The organism is Bauldia sp., from assembly GCF_020442045.1.
In the GTDB taxonomy this organism is placed as follows: Bacteria; Pseudomonadota; Alphaproteobacteria; order Rhizobiales; family Kaistiaceae; genus Bauldia.
This window is the reverse complement of sequence record NZ_JAGRLA010000054.1, coordinates 1-23,984: the sequence shown is the minus strand read 5'-3', so window position 1 is coordinate 23,984 and position 23,984 is coordinate 1. Positions and strand designations below refer to the sequence as shown.

At 65.0% G+C, this 23,984-nt stretch carries 25 protein-coding genes; 13 read left to right on the top strand and 12 right to left on the bottom strand.

From position 1 onward, the window contains the following. The coding region (locus tag KDJ86_RS06385; protein ID WP_291744088.1) for a tetratricopeptide repeat protein at positions 1 to 512 on the bottom strand (512 nt) is incomplete at its 3' end. 98 nt (positions 513 to 610) lie between these two features. Between KDJ86_RS06385 and KDJ86_RS06380 the strand changes: the two genes are divergently transcribed. The 6 genes from KDJ86_RS06380 (at position 611) to KDJ86_RS06355 (ending at position 6,112) form a co-directional block, all read left to right on the top strand. Further along, positions 611 to 1,135, top strand: coding sequence for an RNA polymerase sigma factor (locus KDJ86_RS06380; protein ID WP_291744086.1), 525 nt, complete (start codon positions 611 to 613; stop codon positions 1,133 to 1,135). Then, complete coding sequence (locus tag KDJ86_RS06375; RefSeq protein ID WP_291744085.1) at positions 1,132 to 1,920, top strand: anti-sigma factor family protein; 789 nt, start codon at positions 1,132 to 1,134, stop codon at positions 1,918 to 1,920. The genes KDJ86_RS06380 and KDJ86_RS06375 overlap by 4 nt, the downstream gene beginning before the upstream one ends. A gap of 88 nt (positions 1,921 to 2,008) precedes the next feature. Next, the gene (locus tag KDJ86_RS20570) at positions 2,009 to 4,366 is read left to right on the top strand and encodes a vWA domain-containing protein (RefSeq protein ID WP_367116760.1); all 2,358 of its coding nucleotides are present in this window, start codon (positions 2,009 to 2,011) and stop codon (positions 4,364 to 4,366) included. A 162-nt stretch (positions 4,367 to 4,528) separates the two neighbouring features. Further along, complete coding sequence (locus tag KDJ86_RS06365; protein WP_291744083.1) at positions 4,529 to 4,903, top strand: ArsR/SmtB family transcription factor; 375 nt, start codon at positions 4,529 to 4,531, stop codon at positions 4,901 to 4,903. Continuing rightward, positions 4,887 to 5,417 carry an arsenate reductase ArsC gene (locus KDJ86_RS06360; RefSeq protein ID WP_291744081.1) on the top strand — a complete coding sequence of 177 codons (531 nt, stop codon included), beginning with the start codon at positions 4,887 to 4,889 and terminating at the stop codon, positions 5,415 to 5,417. Before KDJ86_RS06365 ends, KDJ86_RS06360 begins: the two co-directional genes overlap by 17 nt. Beyond that, positions 5,414 to 6,112, top strand: coding sequence for an aquaporin (locus KDJ86_RS06355; RefSeq protein WP_291744079.1), 699 nt, complete (start codon positions 5,414 to 5,416; stop codon positions 6,110 to 6,112). Before KDJ86_RS06360 ends, KDJ86_RS06355 begins: the two co-directional genes overlap by 4 nt. A 25-nt stretch (positions 6,113 to 6,137) precedes the next feature. Here the strand turns inward: KDJ86_RS06355 and KDJ86_RS06350 are convergent, their stop codons facing one another. The 4 genes from KDJ86_RS06350 to KDJ86_RS06335 all read right to left on the bottom strand — a co-directional run bounded on the left by KDJ86_RS06350 (position 6,138) and on the right by KDJ86_RS06335 (position 9,642). After that, positions 6,138 to 7,385 (bottom strand): SAM-dependent methyltransferase, encoded by a 1,248-nt coding sequence (locus KDJ86_RS06350; protein ID WP_291744077.1) that lies wholly within the window; start codon positions 7,383 to 7,385, stop codon positions 6,138 to 6,140. Between the two features lie 98 nt (positions 7,386 to 7,483). Next, positions 7,484 to 8,272 carry a DUF1194 domain-containing protein gene (locus tag KDJ86_RS06345; protein WP_291744075.1) on the bottom strand — a complete coding sequence of 263 codons (789 nt, stop codon included), beginning with the start codon at positions 8,270 to 8,272 and terminating at the stop codon, positions 7,484 to 7,486. Between the two features lie 12 nt (positions 8,273 to 8,284). Then, a complete protein-coding gene (locus tag KDJ86_RS06340) occupies positions 8,285 to 8,938 on the bottom strand; it encodes a hypothetical protein (RefSeq protein ID WP_291744073.1) in 654 nt (217 codons plus the stop codon). Between the two features lie 50 nt (positions 8,939 to 8,988). Further along, on the bottom strand, positions 8,989 to 9,642 hold the full coding sequence (locus KDJ86_RS06335) for a hypothetical protein (protein ID WP_291744090.1): 654 nt from the start codon (positions 9,640 to 9,642) through the stop codon (positions 8,989 to 8,991). 202 nt (positions 9,643 to 9,844) lie between these two features. On the opposite strand from KDJ86_RS06335, the gene KDJ86_RS06330 reads away from it, so the two are divergent. After that, on the top strand, positions 9,845 to 10,969 hold the full coding sequence (locus tag KDJ86_RS06330; RefSeq protein ID WP_291744072.1) for a dienelactone hydrolase family protein: 1,125 nt from the start codon (positions 9,845 to 9,847) through the stop codon (positions 10,967 to 10,969). Between the two features lie 105 nt (positions 10,970 to 11,074). Here the strand turns inward: KDJ86_RS06330 and KDJ86_RS06325 are convergent, their stop codons facing one another. Together KDJ86_RS06325 and KDJ86_RS06320 are read right to left on the bottom strand one after the other, a co-directional pair. Continuing rightward, on the bottom strand, positions 11,075 to 12,037 hold the full coding sequence (locus KDJ86_RS06325) for a calcium-binding protein (RefSeq protein WP_291744070.1): 963 nt from the start codon (positions 12,035 to 12,037) through the stop codon (positions 11,075 to 11,077). 540 nt (positions 12,038 to 12,577) lie between these two features. Then, positions 12,578 to 13,549: a helix-turn-helix domain-containing protein gene (locus KDJ86_RS06320; RefSeq protein WP_291744069.1), complete on the bottom strand. Its 972-nt coding sequence runs from the start codon at positions 13,547 to 13,549 to the stop codon at positions 12,578 to 12,580. Between the two features lie 234 nt (positions 13,550 to 13,783). Here KDJ86_RS06320 and KDJ86_RS06315 point away from each other — a divergent pair, with 234 nt between their 5' ends. Then, positions 13,784 to 15,391, top strand: coding sequence for a DUF1254 domain-containing protein (locus tag KDJ86_RS06315; protein WP_291744067.1), 1,608 nt, complete (start codon positions 13,784 to 13,786; stop codon positions 15,389 to 15,391). Positions 15,392 to 15,829: 438 nt separating this feature from the next. After that, entirely contained in the window at positions 15,830 to 16,900 is a 1,071-nt protein-coding gene (locus KDJ86_RS06310; RefSeq protein ID WP_291744065.1) for a tellurite resistance/C4-dicarboxylate transporter family protein, read from the top strand. A 38-nt stretch (positions 16,901 to 16,938) separates the two neighbouring features. On the opposite strand, the gene KDJ86_RS06305 is transcribed toward KDJ86_RS06310, so the two are convergent. Next, complete coding sequence (locus KDJ86_RS06305) at positions 16,939 to 17,685, bottom strand: Crp/Fnr family transcriptional regulator (protein WP_291744063.1); 747 nt, start codon at positions 17,683 to 17,685, stop codon at positions 16,939 to 16,941. Positions 17,686 to 17,843: 158 nt separating this feature from the next. Here KDJ86_RS06305 and KDJ86_RS06300 point away from each other — a divergent pair, with 158 nt between their 5' ends. The 4 genes from KDJ86_RS06300 (at position 17,844) to ubiV (ending at position 20,797) form a co-directional block, all read left to right on the top strand. Then, positions 17,844 to 18,257: a hypothetical protein gene (locus tag KDJ86_RS06300; RefSeq protein WP_291744062.1), complete on the top strand. Its 414-nt coding sequence runs from the start codon at positions 17,844 to 17,846 to the stop codon at positions 18,255 to 18,257. Positions 18,258 to 18,339: 82 nt separating this feature from the next. After that, a complete protein-coding gene (gene ubiT, locus KDJ86_RS06295; RefSeq protein ID WP_291744060.1) occupies positions 18,340 to 18,885 on the top strand; it encodes a ubiquinone anaerobic biosynthesis accessory factor UbiT in 546 nt (181 codons plus the stop codon). Next, positions 18,882 to 19,880, top strand: coding sequence for a ubiquinone anaerobic biosynthesis protein UbiU (ubiU, locus tag KDJ86_RS06290; protein ID WP_291744058.1), 999 nt, complete (start codon positions 18,882 to 18,884; stop codon positions 19,878 to 19,880). The genes ubiT and ubiU overlap by 4 nt, the downstream gene beginning before the upstream one ends. Next, entirely contained in the window at positions 19,871 to 20,797 is a 927-nt protein-coding gene (gene ubiV / locus KDJ86_RS06285; RefSeq protein ID WP_367116759.1) for a ubiquinone anaerobic biosynthesis protein UbiV, read from the top strand. Before ubiU ends, ubiV begins: the two co-directional genes overlap by 10 nt. A 299-nt stretch (positions 20,798 to 21,096) precedes the next feature. On the opposite strand, the gene KDJ86_RS06280 is transcribed toward ubiV, so the two are convergent. From KDJ86_RS06280 to KDJ86_RS06265, 4 genes are all read right to left on the bottom strand, one after another. Further along, complete coding sequence (locus KDJ86_RS06280; RefSeq protein WP_291744055.1) at positions 21,097 to 21,429, bottom strand: hypothetical protein; 333 nt, start codon at positions 21,427 to 21,429, stop codon at positions 21,097 to 21,099. Between the two features lie 13 nt (positions 21,430 to 21,442). Beyond that, entirely contained in the window at positions 21,443 to 22,060 is a 618-nt protein-coding gene (locus KDJ86_RS06275) for a NifU N-terminal domain-containing protein (RefSeq protein WP_291744053.1), read from the bottom strand. Between the two features lie 43 nt (positions 22,061 to 22,103). Then, complete coding sequence (locus KDJ86_RS06270; protein ID WP_291744052.1) at positions 22,104 to 22,637, bottom strand: DUF2249 domain-containing protein; 534 nt, start codon at positions 22,635 to 22,637, stop codon at positions 22,104 to 22,106. 21 nt (positions 22,638 to 22,658) lie between these two features. Further along, positions 22,659 to 23,984: hypothetical protein (locus tag KDJ86_RS06265; RefSeq protein ID WP_291744050.1), on the bottom strand; the 1,326-nt coding region annotated here is incomplete at its 5' end.

Genomic DNA, 23,984 nt, shown 5'->3' with positions numbered 1-23,984 from the left:
CGATACTCCTCGCAATCGACGCCGCAGATCACGCCGATCTGGTCGAGCTCGGCCTGGGCGAGGTCGAACCGGCCCATCATCACGTAGCCTTCGCCGAGATATTCGCGGGTCAGCACGTTGTCCGGCTCGATGGCGAGCGCCTTGTGGTAGTAGGCGATGCCCTCGTCGACATCGCCCATCTTGCGCTTCGAATAGCCGATCATGGTCAGCACCATCGCATCCTTCTGGTTGCGCACCGCGGTCAGCAGATGGAGCGCGCCCTCGTATTCGCCGGCGACGGCAAGGGCGCGGCCCTTTTCGTAGAGGTCGCTGTCCGTGGCGGCGTCTTCGCGAACGCAGACCTGCTTCTGCTTGTCGTAGACCCACCCCGCGTTGCATTTCGGCGTGCTGCTTCCGCCGCTGCCTCCGCCGCTCGCGGCGAGGGCCGGGCCCGAAATCGCGGCAAGGGCGATGGCAGCGCCAAGCGAGGCCGCGGCCAGGGTTGCTCGTCCAAATACGCTTCTTCCGTGCATGATTCTCATCTCCCGGAAATGTGTAGCGCCCGCATCGGGCAGGTCGTTTACACTCACGAGCCGCAAACACCGATGGGTGCAATCCTATTCGCATTGCCATGAGCGAAAGCAGTCACGATGCCGTGAAGCTTGGCCTCGCGTCGCACCTGACGCGGCTGTGGCGCTATGGGCTGGTCCTGTCCGGCAGCCGGGATACGGCGGAGGATCTCGTCCAGGCGACCTGCGTCAGGGCGCTGGAGCGGGCCCACCAGTTCGAGCCGGGCACGAGACTCGATCGCTGGTTGATGACAATCCTCCACCGGATCTGGCTCAACGACCTGCGCGCCGCCCGCTACCGTCGCGGCGAGGGCCTCGTCGATGCCGAATCCGCGCTGATTTTCGATGGAGCCCGCGCTGTCGAGGCGAATATTTCGGCGGCTCAGGTGTTGAGGAACGTGCAGGCCCTGCCCGAGGCGCAGCGCGAAACCGTCTTTCTCGTCTATGTCGAAGGATTCACCTATCGCGAAGCCGCCGAGGCTCTGGATGTTCCGATCGGAACGGTTATGAGCCGGCTCGCCGCGGCCCGGGCGAAACTGTCTGAATCGGCTGGAGGCGACCCCCAGGCGAGGCGGGCGAGGTCATGAGCATGCAGGAACCGCTTTCGTCGATCGATGTCGAGATCACCGGCTATCTCGATGGTGAATTGGAGCCGGAGGCGCGCCAGGCGTTCGAGGAGCGCCTTGCCGGGGATGCCGGCCTGCACGCCCGTTGCGACGCGCTCGCCCGCGGCCGTCCGGATGCCACCGCCTTCGATCTCCTTCTCGATGAGGCTCCCCGGCAGCGGCTGGCCGCGATGCTCGCCGAGGCGGCCAGGTCGCCATCGCGCCCGGCGCGGACTGGCTGGTACCGGGCGGCGGCCGCGGCGATCGTCCTGATCGTCGGTGGTGTTGCCGGATTCGCCATAGCGCGGCTTGCCCTGCCGGCCGAGGTCGAGGTCGTCCAGGGCCCACCCGAGAACTGGCGGGTCGCGGTGGCGGAATATATGGACCTCTATACCGACGAGACCCTCTCGGTCATTTCCGACGATCCGGCCCAGAGGGAGGCGGAGCTCGCGGCGGTCAACCGCAAGCTCTCGCTTGCCCTGTCGCCGGAGGCGGTGGCGCTTCCCGGCATGGCGCTGAAGCGGACGGAGCTTCTCGATTTCCGCGGCATGCCGCTCGCCCAGGTCGCCTACCTGTCTCCATCTGACGGCCCGGTCGCCTTCTGCATCATCGCCAACGGCAAGCCCGACACCCCGTTGACCCTCGAGAAGCAGGGGGACTGGAATGTCGGCTTCTGGAATGCCGGCGGGGTCGGCTACATGGTGATAGGCAAGATCGCCCCGGCTACGCTGGAAGCGCTGGCCAAGGGGCTGGAGAGCCACGTCTAGCGGGGACCGGAAGGCCGCGCTCGGCCGTCAGGTCTTGCATTCGGGCGTCTGGCGGCTACCCTCCCGGCACCAACGGGAGGCCCTGCCGATGCCATTTGTTTCACGCATGTTCGTCTTCCTTGCTCTGATCGTCGTAGCCACGACCGCTTTGGCGGCCGAGCGCGCGATCATCGTTCTTGATGGGTCGGGATCGATGTGGGGCCAGATCGATGGAACACCGAAGATCAGCATTGCGCGGAAGGTGCTTGGCGAGGTCCTGTCCTCGACGCCCGACGATTTGTCACTTGGCCTCCTCGCCTATGGTCATCGCGAAAAGGGTGACTGCTCGGATATCGAGCTGATCATCCCGCCCGCGCCCGGCTCCGCCGCCAATATCATCGGTACCGCCGAGAAGATCAGCCCGAAGGGCAAGACTCCGCTCAGCGAGGCGGTCCGCCGGGCCGCCGAGACCCTCAAATACACGGAGGAGAAGGCGACGGTGATCCTGATCACCGACGGCCTCGAGACCTGTAACGCCGACCCCTGCGCGCTTGCCAGGCAGCTCGAGGCGGAGGGTGTCGATTTCACCGCCCATGTCGTCGGCTTCGGCCTGTCGGCGGAGGAGGGGCGCCAGGTCGCCTGCCTGGCGGAGGAAACCGGCGGCAAGTATTTCCAGGCGGACAACGCCGACGCGCTGGGCGATGCTCTGGCCGAGACCGTCGCCGAGGTGGTCGAGCCGCCTCCGCCGCCGGTCGAGGAGCCGCCGGAGGAGGTCGCCGAGCTTCCCGGGGCGAGCCTTGAGGCGCCCGACTCGATCGAGATCGGCAAGCCGCTGGTCGTCGCCTGGGAAGGGCCCGGCGAGCAATATGATTACATCTACCTGTTCGACCCGGCCAGCAACAACGGCAACGGTCGTGATCTCCGTGGCATCCGCCTCATCCATGGTGACTTCGAGGAGAAGCGGGTGCGGATGACCGCGCCGGTCAAGCCGGGCAACTACGAGCTTCAGTACCGCTACGACCGCAGCAACATTATCGCCACCCGGTCGATCGAGGTTGTCGATGCGGCGGTATCGCTTTCCGCGCCGCCGAACGCGCCGATCGGATCGACGGTGGCGATCGAATGGATCGGCCCCGGCGGGCAGCGCGATACGATCCAGCTCTTCGATCCGGCGGCGAAGCAGGGCGAGGGCGCGCTGGTTCGCGAGCTTCGCCTCGTCCATGGCGACTACGAGAACCGGACGGTGAAGCTGGTCATGCCGGCCGAGCCCGGTTTCTACCAGCTCCGCTACTGGAATCGCGACGATCGGATGGTGCTCGCCGGCCGCGAGATCGAGGTGCTGGACGCGGAGGTTTCGCTGTCCGCGCCGGATATGATCGATATCGGCCGTACCTTCGAGATCGCCTGGGTTGGGCCCGGTGCGCGCCGCGACTCGGTCGAGCTGTTCGATCCGGCGGCGAAGAACGGCGAGGGCCGCGTGATTGGCACGATCCGGGTCGCCAATGGCGACTACGAAGGCCGGAAGGTCAAGCTGACGGCGCCGACGGACCCGGGCGACTACCTGCTTCGCTACTGGAACGGCGACAGCCGGGTGGTGCTGGCGACCCGGCCGATCACGGTGGTCGCCACCGAGGTCTCGGTCTCCGGACCGGAATCGGTCGACATGGGACGCAGCTTCGAGGTCTCCTGGGTCGGGCCCGGCGCCAATCGCGATGCCATCGAGATATTCGATCCCGAGGGCAATAACGGAAACGGCAAGGTGGCCGTCTCGCTTCGCCTCGTCAACGGCGACTATGAGGCGAGGACCGTCAAGCTCCTCGCACCGACCAGACCCGGCGACTATCAGCTCCGTTACTGGAGCGGCGACGGCCGCGCTGTGCTTGCCACCGCCCCGATTGCCGTCGTCGAAACCGAAGTGACGATCGCCGGGCCGGAATCCGTGGACATGGGGCGGACCTTCACGGTCTCCTGGGTCGGTCCGGGCTCGAACCGCGACGCCGCGGAGATATTCGATCCGGCCGGCAGCAACGGCAATGGCCGTGTCGTCCACTCCATCCGGCTGGTCAATGGCGACTTCGACGGGAGGACGGCGAAGCTCATCGCCCCGATCAGGTCCGGCGACTACCAGTTGCGGTATTGGGATGGGGTCGGTCGCAAGGTCCTGGCCACGGCGCCGATCGTCGTCGTGGCGACCGAGGTGACGATCGAGGCGCCTGGCACGGCAGAGGCGGGTGCGTTCTTCACCGTGTCCTGGGTCGGTCCGGGGGCCGCCCGTGACTCGATCGACGTCATGACGGGAGACCCGGTCGATGGAAAGCGGCTCGTCAGCGTCCGGCTGAGCAACGGAGACTACGATGCCCAGACGCTCAAGGTGAAAGCCCCGAAGGAGCCGGGCAGCTACATGCTGCGCTACTACAACGGCGACTCCAAGGCGGTCCTCGCGACCCGGCCGATCGTCGTTGAGTAGCGGGGGTTCCCTCTTCCGGGGCGAAGAGGCCGCGGAAGTCTCGGCCGGGAGAAACCGGATCAAGAGGACCGGCGGCCATGGCCGCCGGTTTTTTTCGTTGTGGCGGGCTTCGTCATCGCGGCTGTCATCCAATCGCAATAATATGTCGATATGTCTCGACATATGGATGATAAATCGGCAATCGAAGCCCTCGCGGCGTTGGCCCAGCCGACCCGGCTGAACATCTTCCGGCGGCTTGTCGCGGCCGAGCAGCCCGGCTTGCCGGCCGGCGAGATCGCCCGCCATCTCGGCGTGCCCCACAACACCCTGTCGACGCACCTCGCCGTGCTGCAGCGCGCCAGCCTCGTCTCATCGACCCGCGAGGGACGGACCATCCGTTATCGCGCGGAGCTCGAGAGGGTGAGGGCGCTCGTCGCCTTCCTGACGGCGGATTGCTGCGGCGGCCGCCCCGAACTCTGCGCCCCGCTGATCGTTGATCTGCGGTCGGCGAGCCGCTCCCGAAACCAAGAAGATAGTCCCCATGGCCGATCCAACTGAACCCCTGAACGTGCTGTTTCTCTGCACTGGCAATTCCGCGCGTTCGATCATCGCGGAAGCCATCCTCAACCGGGAGGGCATGGGGCGCTTTCGTGCCTTCAGCGCCGGCAGCGAACCGAAGGGCGAGGTCAATCCCAACGCCCTGCGGCTTCTTTCAAGGCTCAATTACGATACCAGCGGCTTCCGGTCGAAGTCGTGGGAGGAATTTCTCGCGCCGGACGCCCCGAAGATGGATTTCGTCTTCACCGTCTGCGACGACGCGGCGGAGACCTGCCCGGTCTTTCCCGGCCAGCCGATGAGCGCCCATTGGGGCGTCGAGGACCCGGCCAGGGTGACCGGTTCGCCAGCCGAGATCGCCTTTGCCTTCAGCGAGGCCTATCGCATGATGAACAGCCGGATCTCCGCCTTCGTCTCCCTGCCGCTCGCCTCGCTCGACAAGCTCTCGCTGCGCAACCGGCTTCGCGAGATCGGCCATCAGGAAGGAGCGACCGCCAGGGCGACAGGCGAGGCATGAACGGATTTTCCGCCGCGCAACGGCTCGCCGCCGAGGTCATTGGCACGGCCTTCCTGCTGGCCACCGTGGTCGGTTCCGGCATCATGGCCGAGCAGCTCGCCGGCGGGAATATCGCCCTTGCGCTGCTCGGCAACACGTTGCCGACGGGCGCCATCCTGATCGTCCTGATCCTGGTGTTCGGGCCGGTGTCGGGCGCCCATTTCAATCCGGCCGTCACCTTCGCCTTCGCCATGCGCGGCGAGATCGGCCCGGCCCCTGCCATCGCCTATGTCGTCGCCCAGGTGGCGGGCGCGGTCCTCGGCGTTGTGATCGCCCACCTGATGTTCGATCTTCCTGCCATCCAGGTTGGCGTCATCGTCAGGACCGGCACCGGGCAATGGCTCGGCGAGGTGGTCGCGACCTTCGGCCTGGTCCTCACCATCCTGGCGCTGGTTGCCCGTAATCCGGGTGCGATCCCCTTCGCCGTCGGGCTCTATATCACCGCGGCCTACTGGTTCACCTCGTCGACCTCCTTCGCCAACCCGGCCGTCACGATCGCGCGGGCGCTCACCGGCACCTTTTCGGGCATAGCGCCGGCCCATGCCCCGGCCTTCATCGCGGCGCAATTCGCCGGCGCCGCCCTTGCCGTCGTTGCGGCGCGGCTGGTGTTCCGGCCGGCGGTTGCGCAGGTGGATGAAATGGCTGCGGCGGAATAGCGATCCCGGCTTCGACCTCGCGCGGTCAGGCCGTCTTCCGGGCCGGCGCCTCGCCGCCACGCATCGCGCGCTCCGCGTCGACGATGAAGTCGCGGACGATCGGCACCGCATCGCGCTGCCGCGACAGGAGCAGCTGGAACACCATGTTCGAGCCGTGCAGGAAGCCGAGCTCGACCGCCGAGAGATAGAATTCCCACATCCGGCAGAAGCGCTCGTCATAGAGCTTTGCCGCCGCCTCGCGGTTGGCGGCGAAGCGCCGCCGCCATTCCCGGATGGTGTAGTAGTAGTGGAGCCGCAGGATCTCGGTGTCGTCGGCCCACAACCCGACCCGCTCCAGCGAAGCGAAGACCTCCGACAGCGCCGGCACATAGCCGCCGGGGAAGATGTATTTGCGGATGAAGGGGCCGGTCGTGCCGGGCGGCGTCATCCGCCCGATCGCGTGGATCATGGCGAAGCCGTCGTCGGTCATCAGCTCGCGCACCTTGACGAAATAGTCGTCGAAATGGCCGACGCCGACATGCTCCATCATGCCGACCGAGACGACGCGGTCGAACCGCCCCTCGACCTCGCGATAGTCGCGCTCGAGAAAGGTCACCCGGTCGCCGACGCCCGCCTCCTCGACCCGCCGGCGGGAGATCGCGAGCTGCTCGGGCGAGACGTTGATCGCCGTCACCTTCGCTCCGCGGGTCCTGGCGAGATGGATCGCCAGCGAGCCCCAGCCCGAGCCGATCTCGACGACGCTCATCCCCGGCTCGAGCCGCAGCTTGGCGGCGATATGGACGAGCTTCGCCTCCTGCGCCCCTTCGAGAGTGTCGGTCTCCGGGTCGCGGTAATAGGCGCAGGAATAATTCAGCCCCGCGTCGAGGAAGAGCCGGAAGAGGTCGGTCGACAGGTCATAGTGGTGACGGACGTTGCGGCTCGCGACGCCGAGCGGGTTGGCCTGCTGCCAGCGCTTGACGCCGCGCCAGAGGCGGCGGATCAGCTTCTGCGATCCGGCCGAGGCGAGCCCGGAGCGATTGACCGAGAAGAGCTCGAGGAACTGGTGGACCGTCGCGCCGTCCTCGAAGGTCAGCGTCCCGTCCATATAGGCCTCGGCGGCGATCAGCTCCGGGTTGAGCGCGAGCTTGCGTTCGAGCGCCCGGTCGTGCAGCCGCACGGTCACCGTCGGGCCGTCCTCGCCCGAGCCGAATTCGTGCAGGCCGCCCACGGCATCGTAGAGGCGCAGGCGGCCATTGCGGATGAACTTGGTCAGCAGTCCGGCAAGCAGCCGCATCCCGATGTCCGACACTCCGATCGAGAAACCGCGGACGAGACCGACCCCGATTCCGCCGCTTCAACCTAGTGGCCGTCCACGGCCGGTGCAATGCGAGGCTACTTTTCGTCGGCAGGACAGACCGCATCATCCGCCGGGCCTGTGTCGGCGATCGGGGTGATCATCGTCCGCTGGACGGCGATGATCTCCAGGATCAGCTTTCGCTCGATTGCCTCCGCGAATTTGTCGCGACTCCGGACGACGACGACGAAAGCGTCCGGGCCGCCGATCACGCAATCGCGGTAGTAATCGTCGAGGCCGGCGAGAGTGTAGGCCCCCTGGCCCCAGCGCGTTCTGATCATGATCGGCAGTCCGTTGATGGTGATGCCGCGCGACAGGGCGGCGCTCCTTTCCGGTTCCACGGGCGGACCCATGTTGTTGGGCCCGTCGCCGGAAATGTCGATGACCCATCGATCGCTGGTGAACGCGCTTTGCGACAGCAAAGCGGTGGAATAGGCGAGCGCCTGCGCGATCGAGGTGCCGAAGAAGCGATTCAAAGGGGCGGCGGCCAATCTGGCCGCAAGCTGGTTGGAGCTGTCTGCGCCGTCGACGACGGTCCAGGGGACGACGACGATCTGGTTCTCGGGATCACCCCATTCGACGTAGGAAACGGCAATTCGCCGCCGTGCCCCGGACATGATCGCCGCGATCACGGCAGGCGAGCGGAACGCGGCGGCGTAGCCGTTCCGCTGGAGTTTCTGTTCGTAGATGTCCATCGACGAGGAAGCGTCTACGGCGAGGACGAGCTTCAGATCGACGGGGACCTCGCCTGCCGACATCGCGTCGCGCGGCAGCAGTGCGTTGAGAAGCACAACCGCCGTGACGCCTGCCCGCGCCCCTCGGATCATCGGTCGCTTCCGTTATCTAAGGAACAGGTAGACGGGGGCTCCGAGCGCCTCGGCGATCGCGATCCGGGCTGTCCTGCCGAGCTCGCGCCTGCCGCTCTCCTGCGCCTTGATGTCGGAGATGCTGATCTTGGCTCTGATCGACAATTCGTCGATGCCGATCCCGCACCATCGCCGAAGCTCGCCAACGGGCTCGATCCCTTGCGCGATGGCGTCGCCGACGACGGCATAGGCCTCGTCTTCGCCAAGGATTCCAAACACCGACTTCGCCGCCGGGCATGGGACCGTCGCCGGAAGCCAGGCCGGCCCGGCCATGGTCATGTCGCCAGGGGCCAGATCTTTCGCGGAGCGGTACAGGGGATGCCCGTCCAGCGCCCATTGCGACAGGCCATCGGCGCGCGTTATCACCGACCAACCGTCATAGTTGTCGCAGGCGCAGGGAGTCGTGGTGCTCGACAGCGGCGGCCAGGCAGCGGCGCACCGCCCGAGGCAGCGAGGTTGATACCTTCCGTCGTCCCGATACGTGTAGAGCGTCATTCCGGCTTCGTCGACGAAGATCCAGCCGGCGCCGGTGGCGGCGCGGGTGATCTTCGGGCAGCGCTGGTCGCCGAGCGCGCTGGCCGACGTCACAAGGCTGGTGATGATCACCAGGGCAAAACGTACGTGCATGGCCTCACCTCCGTTGCGGTAATGCCTCCTCTGGTCGCGAGTCGTTCCTCTCATTCCAGCAATAGATAGACCGGGGCCCCAAGTGCCTGGCTGATCGCTAACCTGGCGGCCGCACCGAGGTCGCGCTTGCCGCTTTCCTGCGCCCTGATGTCCGAGACGCTGATCTTGGCTCTGATCGACAATTCGTCGATGCCGATCCCGCACCATCGCCGAAGCTCGCCAACGGGCTCGATCCCTTTCGCGATGGCGCCACCGACAACGGCATAGGCTTCGTCTTCGCTGAGAGTTCCAAAACGCGATTTCGCCGCGGGGCAGGGGACCCCGGCCGGTGCCCAGGCCGGTCCTGCGGATGTCATCTCGCCGGGAGCCAGGTCCATCGCGGAGCGGTACATCGGACGTCCATCGAGTGCCCATTGGGACCGGCCGTCGGAGCGCACAATGATCGACCAATTGTGGTTGGCTTCGTCGCAGGCGATCAATCCGGCGGCGTCGAAAGGCGGCCACTGCGCGGCGCAGCTTCCAAGACAATGGGGTCGATATCGCTCGTCGTCGCGAAATGAGTAGAGGGTCATCCCGCCTTCATCGACAAAGATCCTGCCGACTGCCGTGCTGCGTTGAGTGACGTCCGGGCACGGCGAAAGGGCAAGCGACTCGCCGGAAAAGACGAAGCTGACAACGATCGCGATGACGGAACCTGTGCGCACGGCCAAACCCTCTCGAATTCGCCAGGCACGTCTTTGCTTCTCGCCGAAGAGGCAAATCTACAGGGGTCGCTGATCGCCAAACTACACGAGTCTTGAGGCCAAAGCGATAATGTTGGCGCGGGCGACCGCGCACGCGGCGATTGTTCCATCGCTGACCGAGCCGTTATGCTCCCACCCCCGCTCACGCTCACTGGATGCAGCCATGCCGACCTATGCCGATCTCGGTCCCTATTCCGACCTGGTGGATGCCTGCCGCGCGCTTGGCCCGGTCTTCCCCGAAACCTTCGTCACAACCGATGAGGTGAGGGCGACGCTTCGCTTCACCGTCGGCGACGAACAGCCCGGCGAAGCGACAACCGCCGATCGCTGGGAGGCCGATGGTGTCGAAGGCGAGGAGGTGACCTGGTCCGTGGGCTACGGGCCGCCGACCCGCGCGCTCCTGCTGAAACCCGCCGGGGCGAAGGGGCAGCTGCCGGGCATCGTCGCGCTCTACGACCACGGGCATTTCAAGCTCTACGGCAAGGAGAAGATCGCCGATGGTCGCGGCGGGCCGGTCGCGGCGGTCCGGCCGTTCCGCGAGACCTATTACGGCGGTCGCGCCTTCGCCAATGACTATGCCCGGGCGGGCTTTGCCGTGCTCGTCCACGATACCTTCCTCTGGGGCGCCCGCAAGTTCCCGCTCGAGGCGATGCCGGAAATGGATCGCGATCTCGCCGATTCCGTCGGAGCGGCCCTCGGCCATGGCGCGATCGCGCCGGAGGTGCTGCGCTACAACGGCGCCGCCTATCTCCACGAGCACCAGATCGCCAAATATTGCGGCCTTCTCGGCACCAGCTATGCGGCGGTCACCGCCTACGAGGATCGCGTCGCGCTGAACTATCTGGCCGCACGGGACGACGTCGATTCGGCCCGCATCGGATGTGTCGGCTTCTCCGGCGGCGGCCTGCGCGCCGCGTTGCTCGGCGCCACCGCCGACAATCTTGCCGCGCGGGTCGTTGCCGGGATGATGTCGACCTACGAGCCGATGCTTTCCCGCCATGTGGTGCCGCATAACTGGATGCTGTTCACGGGTGGCTGGGGCCAGATCGGCGACTTTCCCGGGATCGCCGCCTGCGCTGCGCCGAAGCCGCTCCTCGTCAACTATGCGCTGGGCGATGAGATGTTCCCCGAAGCCGGCATGCGCGATGCCGACGCGATGATCCGGCGCCACTACGATCGCGCCGGCGTGCCCGGTGCCTATACCGCCGCTTTCCACGACGGCCCGCACCGCTTCGATCGTCCGATGCAGGGCGAGGCTCTCGCCTGGCTCAGGAGCCAGCTCGGCTAGCGCAGAAACGGGAGCGCTCCGCGGGGCGCCGGAAAATGGCCAAGGAAAAGCCGCGGCAGTGTGCCTGCCGCGGCTCGGGAATGATGATCGACCGCGAAGCCGCGATCAGGCGACGACGACGAAATCCTCCTCGTCCATCAGGGCGGCGACGCCCGATTTCACGCGAGCGAAGACGTCGCCGTTATATTCGATCTCGCCGTTCGAGTTGATGTCGATGTGGTCGTTGAAGTCGGTGGTCGACATGCTGCCGAGCGACAGGTCGGAGAAGACCTTCTGGCTGAGGACGACGAGGTCGTTATCGGAGAACGAGAAGTCCTTGATGTAGTCGACGCCGGCCTTGGCCAGCTTCTTGTTGAAGTAGAAGCAGTCCATGCCGTCGCCACCCTTGAGGATGTCGTCGTCCTGCTCGCCCGCGAGCCAGTCGTTGCCGTCCTGGCCGATGCATTTGTCCTCGCCCTTGGCGCCGAAGATCATATCGGCGCCGTCGCCGGCCTTGGCCTTGTCGTCGCCCTTCTTGAGCTTGATGTAGTCGTCGAATTCGGTGGCCGTCTCGCCCTTCAGCGCCTTGGTCAGGGTGACCTTGTCGTCCTTCTTGGTGCCCTTGATGAAGGCGCCGTTGGTCTTGCCGTCGGTCTCGCTGATCGAATTGTCGAGCACCTTGTTCCAGCCGCCGTCCTGTCCGACGAAATGGGCCGGGAAAGAGTCTTCCCAGTCCCAACCCAGGTATGTGATCTGGCCCTTGCCGACCTGGAAGGAGAAGACCGTCGAGTCGCCGAGGGCGTTCTCGTAGTAACTTTCGGCACCGGGCGGCAGGCTGGCTTCGTCGACGGCGTCCAGGGAGGCGTTATCCGGAATGGCGTTCGGTCCATCCTGAAACGTCGTTCCCGACGCATCGCCCTGGCGGGTGCTTGTGCTGGACGATGGTTGCCAGGAGAGATCGGTGCCGAAGACGCTGTTGACGAAATCCGTATTGCGTTCGTCCTGGAAGACGATGAGCGTCCCGCCGTTCATCACAAACTGCTTGAGGATGGTCGCAGCGCCCGGGTCCAGCGTCAGGGTTTTCTGCAACTCTGGAATAGCGATGACATCGTTTGATTTGACGTAATCCCACCAAAAGGCCGATGTACCCGAAAATGTCTGAACGTCGTGGCCATAATATTCCAGTGATTTCTTTACATTTGTTGCTTCGTCGTAAATTGAAGATCCGACGTCAACGTAAGATGAGTTGTAAAATAGCGCGATGTCTGCGTTGGAAAGTTTGTCCTGATTGAGCAATCTCGTCTCCTATCAAGCTTCGGTATCGGGGTTCCGGTTCCCACTCTCGCGCTGAACGCTTGGCGGAAATCTCAACATGGCCGCCGGCGGAGGATAGCTGGAGAAGGGCGTTTCGTCTCCCCCCTCGCGCCTCGACAATAGGTTCGAGGCCGCAATCGTCTATCCGGATTGCGCCGTCCAGCTATCCGAAAGCCGAAATCTCGCGAAGGGGCCTGATCGGTGGTGGACCTGCAGGATCGGGCTTTGAACCGTCTCTTTGCCGCGCGGCGGAAGTGGACTGGCCGACGCCTGTTGGAGACCCCAGGCGGCAGTGAGGCCCGGCGATTTCGACCATCAGTTGCTTCCAAGCGATTCCGCCAGCGTCGCGGACGGCAGTTCACCAAATTGACGGGCATACATTGATGAGAACCGCCCCAGATGCGTGAAGCCGAACCGGGATGCCGCGCCGGTCACCGTCGTCCCGAGCGCCGGGCTCGCCAGCGCCCGGCGCACCGCGTTCAGCCGCAGTTCGAGCAGCAGTTGGGCGGGCGGACGGCCGAACGCCTCGACACAGCTCAGGTAGAGCGTCCGCTCCCTCGCCCCGACGTCTTCGCACAGCGCCGTCACGGTCGGCGGATCGTCGAGACGGTCGTGAAGAACGCGCAGCACTTCCCGCGCGATGCGCGCGCGGCTCGGCAGCGATTCGACGGTCTCGGCCGAGGGGATCAGGTCGAAGATCGTCTCGGAAATCCTTGCTTCGACGTGGGCGATCAGCCGGCTGGTCATCTCGGCGTCACCCGAGTTCACCAATTCGTTCTGCAGGGTGAACAACAGCCGCGACCGGCGTGCCATTTCCAGACTGGAGACCACCCAGTGGCGCGGCGGAAGATCGGCGTCGATGCCGTCGATGCCGCGGCGCGCGCGCATCCACCGGTTGATCAGGCTGTTGGGCAGGACCACGATCATCAGGTCGGTGGCGCCCTCGGCGACAAATCCCACGTCGTCGGACGAGGTGGCGGCGAGCAACTCGCCGTCGCGGACCGGCTGGCGGCGGACGTGAAGCGGTCCGTCCGCCCTGAGCGGCAGGCCGAAGACCCAGGTCCCCTCCGGCGCGGCGCCGCTTTGCAGCACCCCCGTCTCCCACTGCTCCCGATTGAGCTGGACCTGCCCGAGGACGAGCTGCGTCAGCTCGCCATGAAACCGGCCCCGACCGATCTGGTGGTATTCCTGGTCCCAGTCGAGAGCCGCATCGGCCAGTGCGTCGATGTCGTCGAACCTGCCCTGGACGATCTGAGATCGCTGCTCGTCGGGATGACTGGCGGTCATGGCTGGGCGCCTCCTCGCCACTATGACTAATCGCGCAGGTGAGCGAAAAGAGGGCTTGGACGAGAAAATTCGGCTGCTGCCCCTCAGATTGCAAGATTCGGATAGCGGGCGCCGCGGCCGCGTGGGATTGTCCGGCCCCGATTGACGGGGCCGCTCGAGCATGCTCTGCCAAGCAATGGGCGCGTCCGCTTCTGGCTGGGGTCGGGCGCGTTTTTTTTCAACCGGAGATCAAGGATGCCCTACGCACGTATCGTCGCTGGTACCGCCCTCGCGCTTCTGCTCGCAGCCGTCCCCTCGGGCAACGCGTCGGCGCAGACGCCCGCGTCCATCACCACGCCCGACAGCGTCAAGACGCAGATCGGCGATCTTACCTTCAGGGATGGAGCGCCGAGCGAGGAGACCGCCGCCGCGGTATATGACAACCTCGACTTCACATACGCCTTCCGCGCCTTCACCGACACCTTCAAGGGCGTCAGCATGCAGGCCGTGCTGGAGGGATTCCACGCAGCGGGGATCAAGGACAATGAGATCCTTATCTTCTCCAAGCTGATGGATTCCGAGTCGCTGTTCCTGACGGCGAATGCGGATACTGTCTACTACCTCGGATTCGTCGATCTTTCGGACGGACCGATGATCGTGGAGACGCCGCCGGGTGCGCTCGGCACGTTCGACGATATGTGGTTCCGCTGGGTGAGCGACTTCGGCCGCCCCGGACCGGATCGCGGCGAGGGGGGCAAGTACCTGCTCGTCGGACCAGGCTATGACGGCTTCCTGCCCGAAGGCGGGTTCTATGTCGGACATTCGAAGACCAATCGCGTCGTCATCCTGGGACGTTCCTTCCTGACCAATGACGACCCGGCGCCGACCGTCGAGGTCATCAAGTCGAACCTGAAGATCTACCCCTACGCGCCCGGCGGCGTCGGCATGTCGATCGCCCGGTTCCTCGAAGGCGGGGTCGGGCTCGGCCGCAATGCGGAGCCGAAGACACCGGTCTTCCACGAGGGCACGGGGCTTTCCATCAACACCATCCCGCCGAACGATTTCACCTATTACGAGATGCTGGACCGTCTGGTGCAGAGCGAGCCGGCGGTGGTGCTCGATCCCGAACTGATGGGTCCGATCGCCGCGGTCGGCATCAAGAAGGGACAGGAATTCGCACCCGACGCGAGGATGAAGAAGATCCTGAACGATGCCGTGGCGGTCGCCAACGCGACAGGTCGCACGCTCGGTTTCGCTCCGCGTGATCCGGACTGGTTCTGGTACAAGGACTCTCAGTGGTGGAATCCGCTTTTCCAGGGCGGCTACCTGTTCGAGACGCCTCTGCCCGAGATCACCAGGGACGGCGCCAAGCCCTATCCGCCGAGCGGCTACAAGCAGAATGATGCCCGAACCTCGTTCTTCTACATGGCGACCGGGATCACCCCGGCGATGGCAATGCGGCTCACCGGGGTCGGATCGCAATATCTCTTCGCCTCCAGGGACGGTAACGGCGATTACTTCGACGGCGCGAAGACCTACAAGGTGACGTTGCCCAAGGGCATCCCGGCCGAGGCCTTCTGGTCCTTCACCCTCTACGACAACCAGACCCGCTCGATGCTCAAGACGCCGCAGAAATATCCGCGTGCGGGCTCGCAGAACTATCCCTCGCCCGCGGCCGAAGCGGCCGAGGACGGCTCGATCACGGTCTGGTTCTCGCCCGAGCAGCCCGACGGCGTCGCGCGCGGCAACTGGATACAAACCGATCCGGACAAGGGGTGGGTGGTGATTTTACGGCTCTACAGCCCGCTCGCCTCCTTCTTCGACAAGAGCTGGCGACCGACGGAAATCGAGCCGGTGCAATAAGGCTGTTTCACCTCGCTGATGGGCATGAAGCTGGTCTTCATGCCCATCAGCCGCGGTGTGTCCGTCCGCGACACGCGGCGCGAGATTTCGGGTGAGGGCAAGGGGCCTTCCCAAAAGCGAGGGCAGTTCCGCTTCCGCCGCCGCGGCAGATCATCCCGCCTCTTGCGAACCGCTTGCGTGATCCTCGCCAGGTGATGACGTGTCAGCCTGAGCTCTTCGGCGATCCCGGTCGCGAAGGATGCCAGGCGCATTTTTCATCCGCGCTTGAATAAGCATCAAGGATGCATATTAATCGGCTCGTGCCCGGTGTAGGCCGGCACTGGTCCGAAGTCGGCCATGTCACGCAGCTTGGTCATGCACTGCCGGCGTGGAAACTGGCCGGGGCCTGCGATCCTCCGGTTCGATTTCAGGCCACTCGCCCGGGATGGAGAAGGAGCGTTGGACAGCAGAGCCAGCTTTCTCGGGAGGTTTCGGACAAGCGTCAGAGACCTGTCTCCCGCCTATTTCGCGATGGTGATGGCGACCGGAATTCTGTCGATCGGCTTCAGTTTCCTGGGCATGCCGACGATCGGCTATATTTTGTTCGTCCTAAACGTCGTGATCTATGCAGCGCTGGTCGCACTTTCCGCGCTCCGCATTGCTTGGTTCGGATCTGACGTTCTGAGCGACGTGAGTGACCATCGACGGGCCCCTGGGCTCTTCACCGCCGTTGCCGGGTCCTGCATCCTCGGTACCCAGTGCCTGACGATCGGCGGCAGCCTGACGGCCGCGGTCGTGCTGTGGGCGATTGCCCTCGTGCTCTGGTCCGGCTTGACCTACTCGATCTTCGTCGCGCTGACGGTGAAGCGGGTGAAACCGTCCCTCGACGAAGGTATCACCGGCGCTTGGTTGCTCGCTATCGTCGCCACGCAGTCAGTGGCGCTGCTCAGCGCGCTGATCGCGACGCATTGGCAACAGCCGTATCGTCTCGAGCTCAACTTCCTCGCCCTCTCCATGTGGCTGTGGGGCGGGATGTTTTACATCTGGATGATCTCGCTCATTTTCTATCGCTACACGTTCTTCGCCTTCTCACCGGGCGATCTCTCACCGCCATATTGGATCAACATGGGGGCCATGGCGATTTCGGTGCTGGTCGGCGCCAGGCTGGTCGAGAATACCGAAGCGGCGCCGTTTCTGCAGTCGTTGTTGCCCTTCCTCAAGGGATTCACCGTGTTCTACTGGGCGACAGGAACATGGTGGGTCCCGATGCTGCTGCTGCTTGGCGTATGGCGGCATATCTATCGCCGGTTCCCGTTGCGCTACGATCCGTCATATTGGGGGGCGGTCTTCCCCCTCGGCATGTACACCGTGTGCACGCTGCAGATGGCAAGGACGCTTGATCTCACCTTCCTGTTATTCATCCCCCGCTATTTCATAGTCTTTGCCGCGTTGGCATGGTGCGCCACGTTCGCCGGCTTCATTCACCACCTGGTGATCTGGTTTCGCAGGCCGCATGCGCAATCCCATTGACCTCGCCTGAGGCCACAGCCACCCGATAGCTCCTGGGTCTATTGCTCGGCGAGCTGCCGGAGGGCCGGGAAATTCAGGATTCGGACGCCTTTGGGCACGATGCGTATCACGCCCTGCCGGTCGAGACGGGTGAACGTTCGGCTGACCGTGGCGATATTCAGGCCCACATAATCGCCGATGTCCTGCCGACTCATCGGCAGAGGCACCGACTCGCCGGCCCCGTTGATCTCCATCCAGCGTGCGCGCATCGACAGGATGAAGGAGGCGATCTTGGCGTCGGCGCGGCGCGGTCCCAGTTGCGTCATCTGCTCCTGAGCGAGATCGAGTGCCTTCACGGCAGCGTCGTGCAGCCTTCGGAGAAACCGAGTGTGATTCTCGGCAAACATGATGAAGTCCTGACGGTGGAATCGGCACGCGGTCGTTCCGACCGCCGCGTCGGCCGAGTAGACATGTCGCTCGCCCCGCGGCAGTCCGAGGAAATCACCGGGAAGTCCGAAGCCGACAATCTGACGCTGGCCATTCGGCAAGAGCCGGAACAGGCGAACAAGACCACTGGTCACAGTGTACACCCAGTCGGCCCGCTCCCCCTCCATGAAGACGATCATTCGCGGCGCGAAGCTCGCCTCGCGCCCGATGGCTTCGAATTCGGACAACGCGCCAGCGTCGAGCGCGGAGCAGACGCTCGCCGGACGAATCGAGCACCGGGAGCAATTCGCGAGCAACTTCAGGCCGCGCACGCGGTTGGCAGTCGGTGAGCGCGAGAGGGTCTCGATCGACGTCGGCATAGACATTTCGCCCTGGATAGTCCCGCGCTTTGAAAGCGGCGCCAATAGACCGAAATGCCGCAGCGGCCGCTTTTGTCGCACCTTTCCTTTGCCCCAGGGCAAAGCGTCGTCACGCCGGTGGAGCGAGTGTCGGGCAGCCAATTACCGGAGGTATCGCCATGCCCGCGCTCGTCCATTCGTCGCCTGATGCGGAAGACCTCGTTTCTCGACTCCGGCGCGTCATCTCGACCGTCGACCTCAACTGTCAATGCCGCGTGAGGCTTGAAGGTGCCCTGGACCGTTTTACGGCCCTCGAGCATCGCCGGCAGGCCCGTCAGGCGATTGCCAATGCCCGCGAGCAGCGTGACCAGATCATCGCCCGGCTCGCCTTCCTCGCCGAGATCGACGAGCTCACTGAGCAGGAGCCCGACACGTCGGTGTTCAGCGAGACTGCGGCGCTTTTCGACGAAATCGCGGTTGCGGCTGGCGATGCCGCCAAGTCGGTCCGCATATGCGCGACTTTGTCCCGGCAAAAATATGGTTCCGCCGCGTCCCGCGACCGCGAGGCGTCAGCGAATATCGGCTCCGCGTGAAGAAAGGAAGATATCGGTGGAATCGAATGATGCGGCCCGTCCGGCGCGTTGCGCCGCCGGTGTCGATGGCGGCGCAGCCGCAATGGCGACGGTCACCATGGACATGAACGTCGACACGATCTCCCGCGCACACAGGTCTGGACAGACGGCATTGTCGCGCCTTGCCTGCCTGCTCATTCAGCCGCTCCTCTCCCGTGTCGTGCGCCGAATCGCGGACCGTCATCCATCGCTCTTCGCGCGGCTGGGGCCCCACCAGTCGACCGACTTCCTGATCGACCCTGTCGAACTGCCCTTTGCCCTTCACCTTCGGCCGGACCCGAAGGCGCTCGTCCTCCGCGCCGTCCCGCGTGCTGCCGCGCCGCAAGCCGGCGCGATCATTCGGGGTCGGTTCATGCTTCTGCTGGAACTGATCGACTCGCAAGTGGATGGCGATGCTGCCTTCTTCTCGCGCCATCTCGAGGTTTCTGGCGATGCCGAAGCGGTCGTACGGCTCCGGAATGCGCTCGATGATGTCGACGGTTCGGTTGCCGAGGAGACCGCCGAGATGTTCGGGCCACCCGGCCGTTCGGTTCTGACGGCGCTGCGTCGAGCCTACCCAAACCAATCGCAAGGACATTCCGTGAGATGAACACTGCCGAACTGATCTGCCCCGCCGGTACGCCTGCGGCGTTGCGCACCGCCGTCGACGCGGGCGCCGACGCTGTCTATTGCGGCTTTCAGGACGCCACCAATGCGCGGAACTTCCCGGGCTTGAACTTCACTCCCGAAGAGCTGCGCGAGTCGGTCGCCTATGCCCATGCCAAGGGTGCCAAGGTGCTGCTGACGCTCAATACCTATCCACCGGCGGGCAAGGTCGATCTCTGGCGCCAGGCAGCCGATACCGGCGCGCGGCTGGGCATCGATGCCTTCATCGTCGCCGACATGGGCGTGGCCGATTACGTGGCTCGCAGCCATCGCGGCATCCGGCTGCATCTGTCAGTGCAGGCCGCCGCATCAAGTCCCGAAGCGATCCGCTATTATTGCGAGCATTTCGGGGTGAAACGGGTTGTGCTGCCACGCATCCTCACGATCCCCGAGATCCGCGAGGTCCGGAAGGAAGTTCCCTGCGAGATCGAGACATTCATTTTCGGCAATCATGGGCTGATGGTGGAAGGGCGGTGCAGCCTGACCAACTATCTCACCGGGCAATCGACCAACATGGACGGTGTGTGTTCCCCGGCCTCCGACGTGGAATATACGCGCCACGACGACGGCTCGATTTCCTCGCAACTGGCGGGCTTCACCATCGACTGTTTCGGCCCCGACGAGAAGGCGGGTTATCCCACGATCTGCAAGGGTCGCTATACCGCGCCGCATCGATCCGAGGGTTATTATGCCTTTGAGGAACCGGTGAGCCTCAATCTCTCGCGGCTCCTGCCCGAGCTGATCGACGCCGGGGTGAATGCCTTCAAGATCGAGGGCCGGCAAAGGTCGAAGAGCTATGTACGGGAGGTGGTCTCGGCCTTCCGCCATGCAGTGGACGATATCCGTGCCGGACGATCCGCCAACGTCGCCGATCTGGTGGCCCTGACCGAGGGGCAGAAGCAGACCCAGGGCGCGTTCGAGACGAAGAAATGGCGGTGAGAGAGATGACGAAGCTGACCCTCGGCCCGATCGCCTACCACTGGTCCGCGGAGACGCGGCGCGACTTCTATGCCCGCATCGCCGACGAAGCCCCGGTGGACGAGGTCTATCTGGGTGAGGTGATCTGCTCGAAGCGGGCGCCCTTTCATGAACCCGATCTATCGACCACGATCGAGCGCCTGGAGCGCGCCGGCAAGACGGTGATCCTGTCCTCGCTCGCCGAGGTCATGCTCAAGCGCGAGCGCAAGGCGATGGAAATGCTCTGCGCGACGGACGGCCTCGAGATCGAGATCAACAACGCCGCCGGCCTGTTTGCGCGCGGCCGCCGCCCGCATCGTCTCGGGCCGTTCATGAACGTCTATAACGAGGCGACCATTGCCTGGATGGCCGGACAAGGCGCGACGCATGTGTGCTTGCCCGGCGAAATGCCCGCCACGGCCATCTCGGTGGCAGCCCAGGCTGCGCGGGACCTCGGGCTGGGCGTCGAGGTGCAGGTCTTCGGGCGCGCCTCTCTCGCCGTCTCGGCGCGCTGCTATCATGCCCGCGCCCATGGCCGAACCAAGGACAATTGCGGGTTTGTCTGCGAAAAGGATCCCGACGGGATGCCGCTTCGCACGGCCGACGATCGCCCGATCCTGCGGGTGAACGGCATCCAGACCCAGTCCGAGAGCTATGTGGACCTGTTGCCGGAGACCGAACGGCTTGTGGCCGACGGCGTCACCCATCTTCGGCTGATGCCCCAGGCCGTGAATATGGCAGCGGTGGCGTCTGCCTTCCGGGCAGCGTTGGACGGGAGGCTTGCTTTGAGCGATGCGGAAGCGTCACTGCGCGACCTCTGCGGGGGCACATCCTTCAGCAACGGCTTTTACCATGGACGTGCCGGATATCGCCGCATCGCCAGTGCCGCAACGGCCTGATGCCGCGCCGCCCTGGCCGGCTGAGCGGGCCTCGTTCCGGCCTCGCGGATCTTGTAAGCGAACGCGGTGTAGCCAAGCGGCAGCGCGCGATGAGAGGGGCGATGTCGACGAGGCCCCGCGCCGGCGCATTCACAATATCCCAACGACAATCGCGATGAGGAAGAGGAAGGCCGCACCGGTAATCAGGCGGGGAGCGGCAAGGGCGCGCCGGGACCGGACGGGGCCCGTCGCTCTCGACCGGATATCTGGCCGGAAACCCGCTTGGAGCGCGCGGCATGCGTGCCCGACGACGGTGGTCGTCATCGATCGGGCTCCCCCTTGCCGAAAGCCGATGGGAGGCGGGTACCGGTGATGGCGGGACCGCGAGAGGTGATATGCTCGCCTCGCCGAGGGGCCTCGGTCCAGGTCAGGCGCGGTGTCAGGCGATGCAGGAAGACGTCGAAGCGGCGGGCGACGTCGGGTTGCGATCTTCGCAGCAACGCATAGCCGCGGCCGGCAAGACGGCAGGCGTCTTCCGGCTGTCCGCCGCGCGCCAGAAGTTGGAGGCTTTCGAGAAGAAGATCGGCAATGGGAAAGGCGGGTCCGGCCGGGTCGTCCTGGGCCGCGATCGGGCGTCTGGATGTCGCGTTCATCGTTAGCCAGTCCTCAGCGAATGCCGAAATGAGCCTTGGCGTCGTCGCTCATCAGCTCCGGCGACCAGCGCGGTTCATGGGTGAGCGTGACCTCGGCCATCTCGACACCTTCGACAGAAGCCGCACACTCCCGTGCACCTTCGGTGAGATAGCTGGTGGCGGGACAGCCGGGCGTCGTGGTCGTCATGATGACCGAGGCAACGCCGTTGGCATCGACACGCACGTCATAGATCAGGCCGAGATCGACGATATTGTAGCCGAGCTCCGGATCGATGACCCGGCGAAGGGCCTCCTTGACCTTTTGAGCGGCCGCGCCCGTCCCGGTCGCCGCCGCGGCGTCGGCGGATTGCTCGATCAGGACCGGCGCGCCAGCCATGAAATGCTCCATGATCGCGCCGAGGAGAGCCGGCTTGAGATGTTGCCACTCACCCTTGTCTTTGGTGACCGTTATGTAGTCCGTCCCGAGGGACAGGGCCGCGACGCCGGGTACTTCGAAGAGCTTTGCGGCAAGCGGCGAGCGAGCGGCTTCGCTGCGATCGGAGATGCTCAGGGTTCGGCCCGGAAGAACGTCTCTGCCGGGGAGGAACTTCAGGCTCTCCGGGTCGCGTGTCGCTTCGGTCTGGATGAACATCGTGAGAGACTCCCAACGGGGCAGGAGGCCGGCAAAAAGGCTCTCAAGCCGCCGGTTCCTGGCCTTCGCCGACGCGCACGAGGATCTTGTAGGTCGTGCCGTCCGGCTCGAAACCGCCCCGCCATGCATGTCCTCGCTTGGCAAGCTCGGGCAACAGGAACATCGGTTCGCGGCACAGCAGTGCCTCGAGAACGTCGCCTGACCGCATCGTCTCCAGCGCCGCCAGGATGCGGATCATCGGCTCGGGAGGCTCGAGATCGCGATTGTCCATCTGCCGGGCAGGATCGGGCCAGTCCCGCGTGTCGGGGGGCGCGGCGTTGGTGATCGCCTCGTCTTCGACGGGGGCCCCAATACGCCTGAACAGCACCTCCCAGTCGCCGCCCTCGATCTCTCTGGCCTCGTGGGCAAAGCCCTTGCTGCCCAGCACCTGGAACAGAGGAAGCGGCTTGAATGTCGCGTAAAGCCGCAACCCCTGGTCGGGGGCGAGAGCATTGACGGCTTGCATGATCTTCTCGAACGGCTCACCGCCGCCGCGAAGGATCGGACGGACGTCAAGGTCGACAAAGGTTTGTGGCATGGGCGTTGGCCTCCTTTCCGGTCAGGTTGAATTCGTCAGGGAGACGAGGAGATGCGGCCGGTGCGCGCCTTCGGGCAGCGGGGCCTCGGCCGTCAGGTCCGACAGCAGCCGGGTGCGCAGGAGCTGCGCGGCGATCGCGAGCGTGGCGACGACCATCACTCCGCTCGCCATCCTGAAAGCAAAGGCATGAGCGAAGAGCAGCGCCGCCGTCGCGCCCCAGACGGACAGGAAATAAAGGAGGAACCACGGCCGAGCGCGTCCCTCGATGACGAGATCCTGCACCCGGGGCGTTGCAGTCTTGCCGAGCACGGGACCGTAGCATTCGAGCCAGGTCAGGAAGGCAACGATCTTGTAGAGCTTGGCGAGGCCGAGGCCGGTCAGCCATCCGAAGGCCGTGAGGAAGACGACGGCGCCTATCTGGTCTGTAAGACGGTTCATCGCGATCAGGACGACCATCAGCGCGACGGCTGCGGCGAGCGAGATCAGCGCCAGCGCGGCCATCTGGCTGTTGAGCTCGATGACGCGGCGCTTGCGGGCGCGGTAGAGATAGACGATGTCGACTCCATAGAAGGCCAGCGCGGCAAAGCCGAGAAGGGCGCCGACGCAGAGCACGGGCAGGATCGTTGCGTCGCGAAGAAGCTGCGCGACGCCGCCAAGGATCGCCACGGCGAGCGCGCCTGTCCCAAGCCAGTAGACCGCACGGGGCGTGGCGCCTTCCAGTTCCGGGGCGAGCATGAACATCGCCAGGAGACGGTAGCTCACGCCCATGACCGCGAATGTCAGCCAGCCGCCGAGCCCGGCGATGACGTGCAGCGGCAGACCGCCGGCGGCGATCGTCAGCAACGTCCCGGATTGGACCGATCCGGCGAAGACGAAACCAAAGACGGCACCGAATGTGACCGTTGCAGCGAGGCAAAGGAGAGCGACCGCAACAAACCGCGCCGGCAGGGGGAGAGGCCGCGCCTGCCAGAGCGTGCGACCGAGATTATAGAGGACAAGCGCAAATCCGCCTGACAGCAGGCCGGCGGCGAGCGGGAAGAGCCATCCGCCCACGTCGATCATGCCGGAGAGCTGAAGGAAGCCGAAAAGCAGCGCCGCGAGTCCCGCCACCAGCAGGACAAGGGTTGGCAGAGGCAGCGCGTTGCTGTGAAGGCGCCGCGCGATGAGGACCGGGACAAATTGAAACAGCGCCCCGCAGAGCAGAAGGCTGAGCCAGCCGATGGCGATGAGATGGACGAGAACGAGCGTCTGCGGAGCCCGGATCGGCGCGGACGGAAAGCCATATCCTGCCGCCATGAGGGACTCGCCAAGGATCAGCGACACGAGCGCTGCCGCGAAATAGGACAT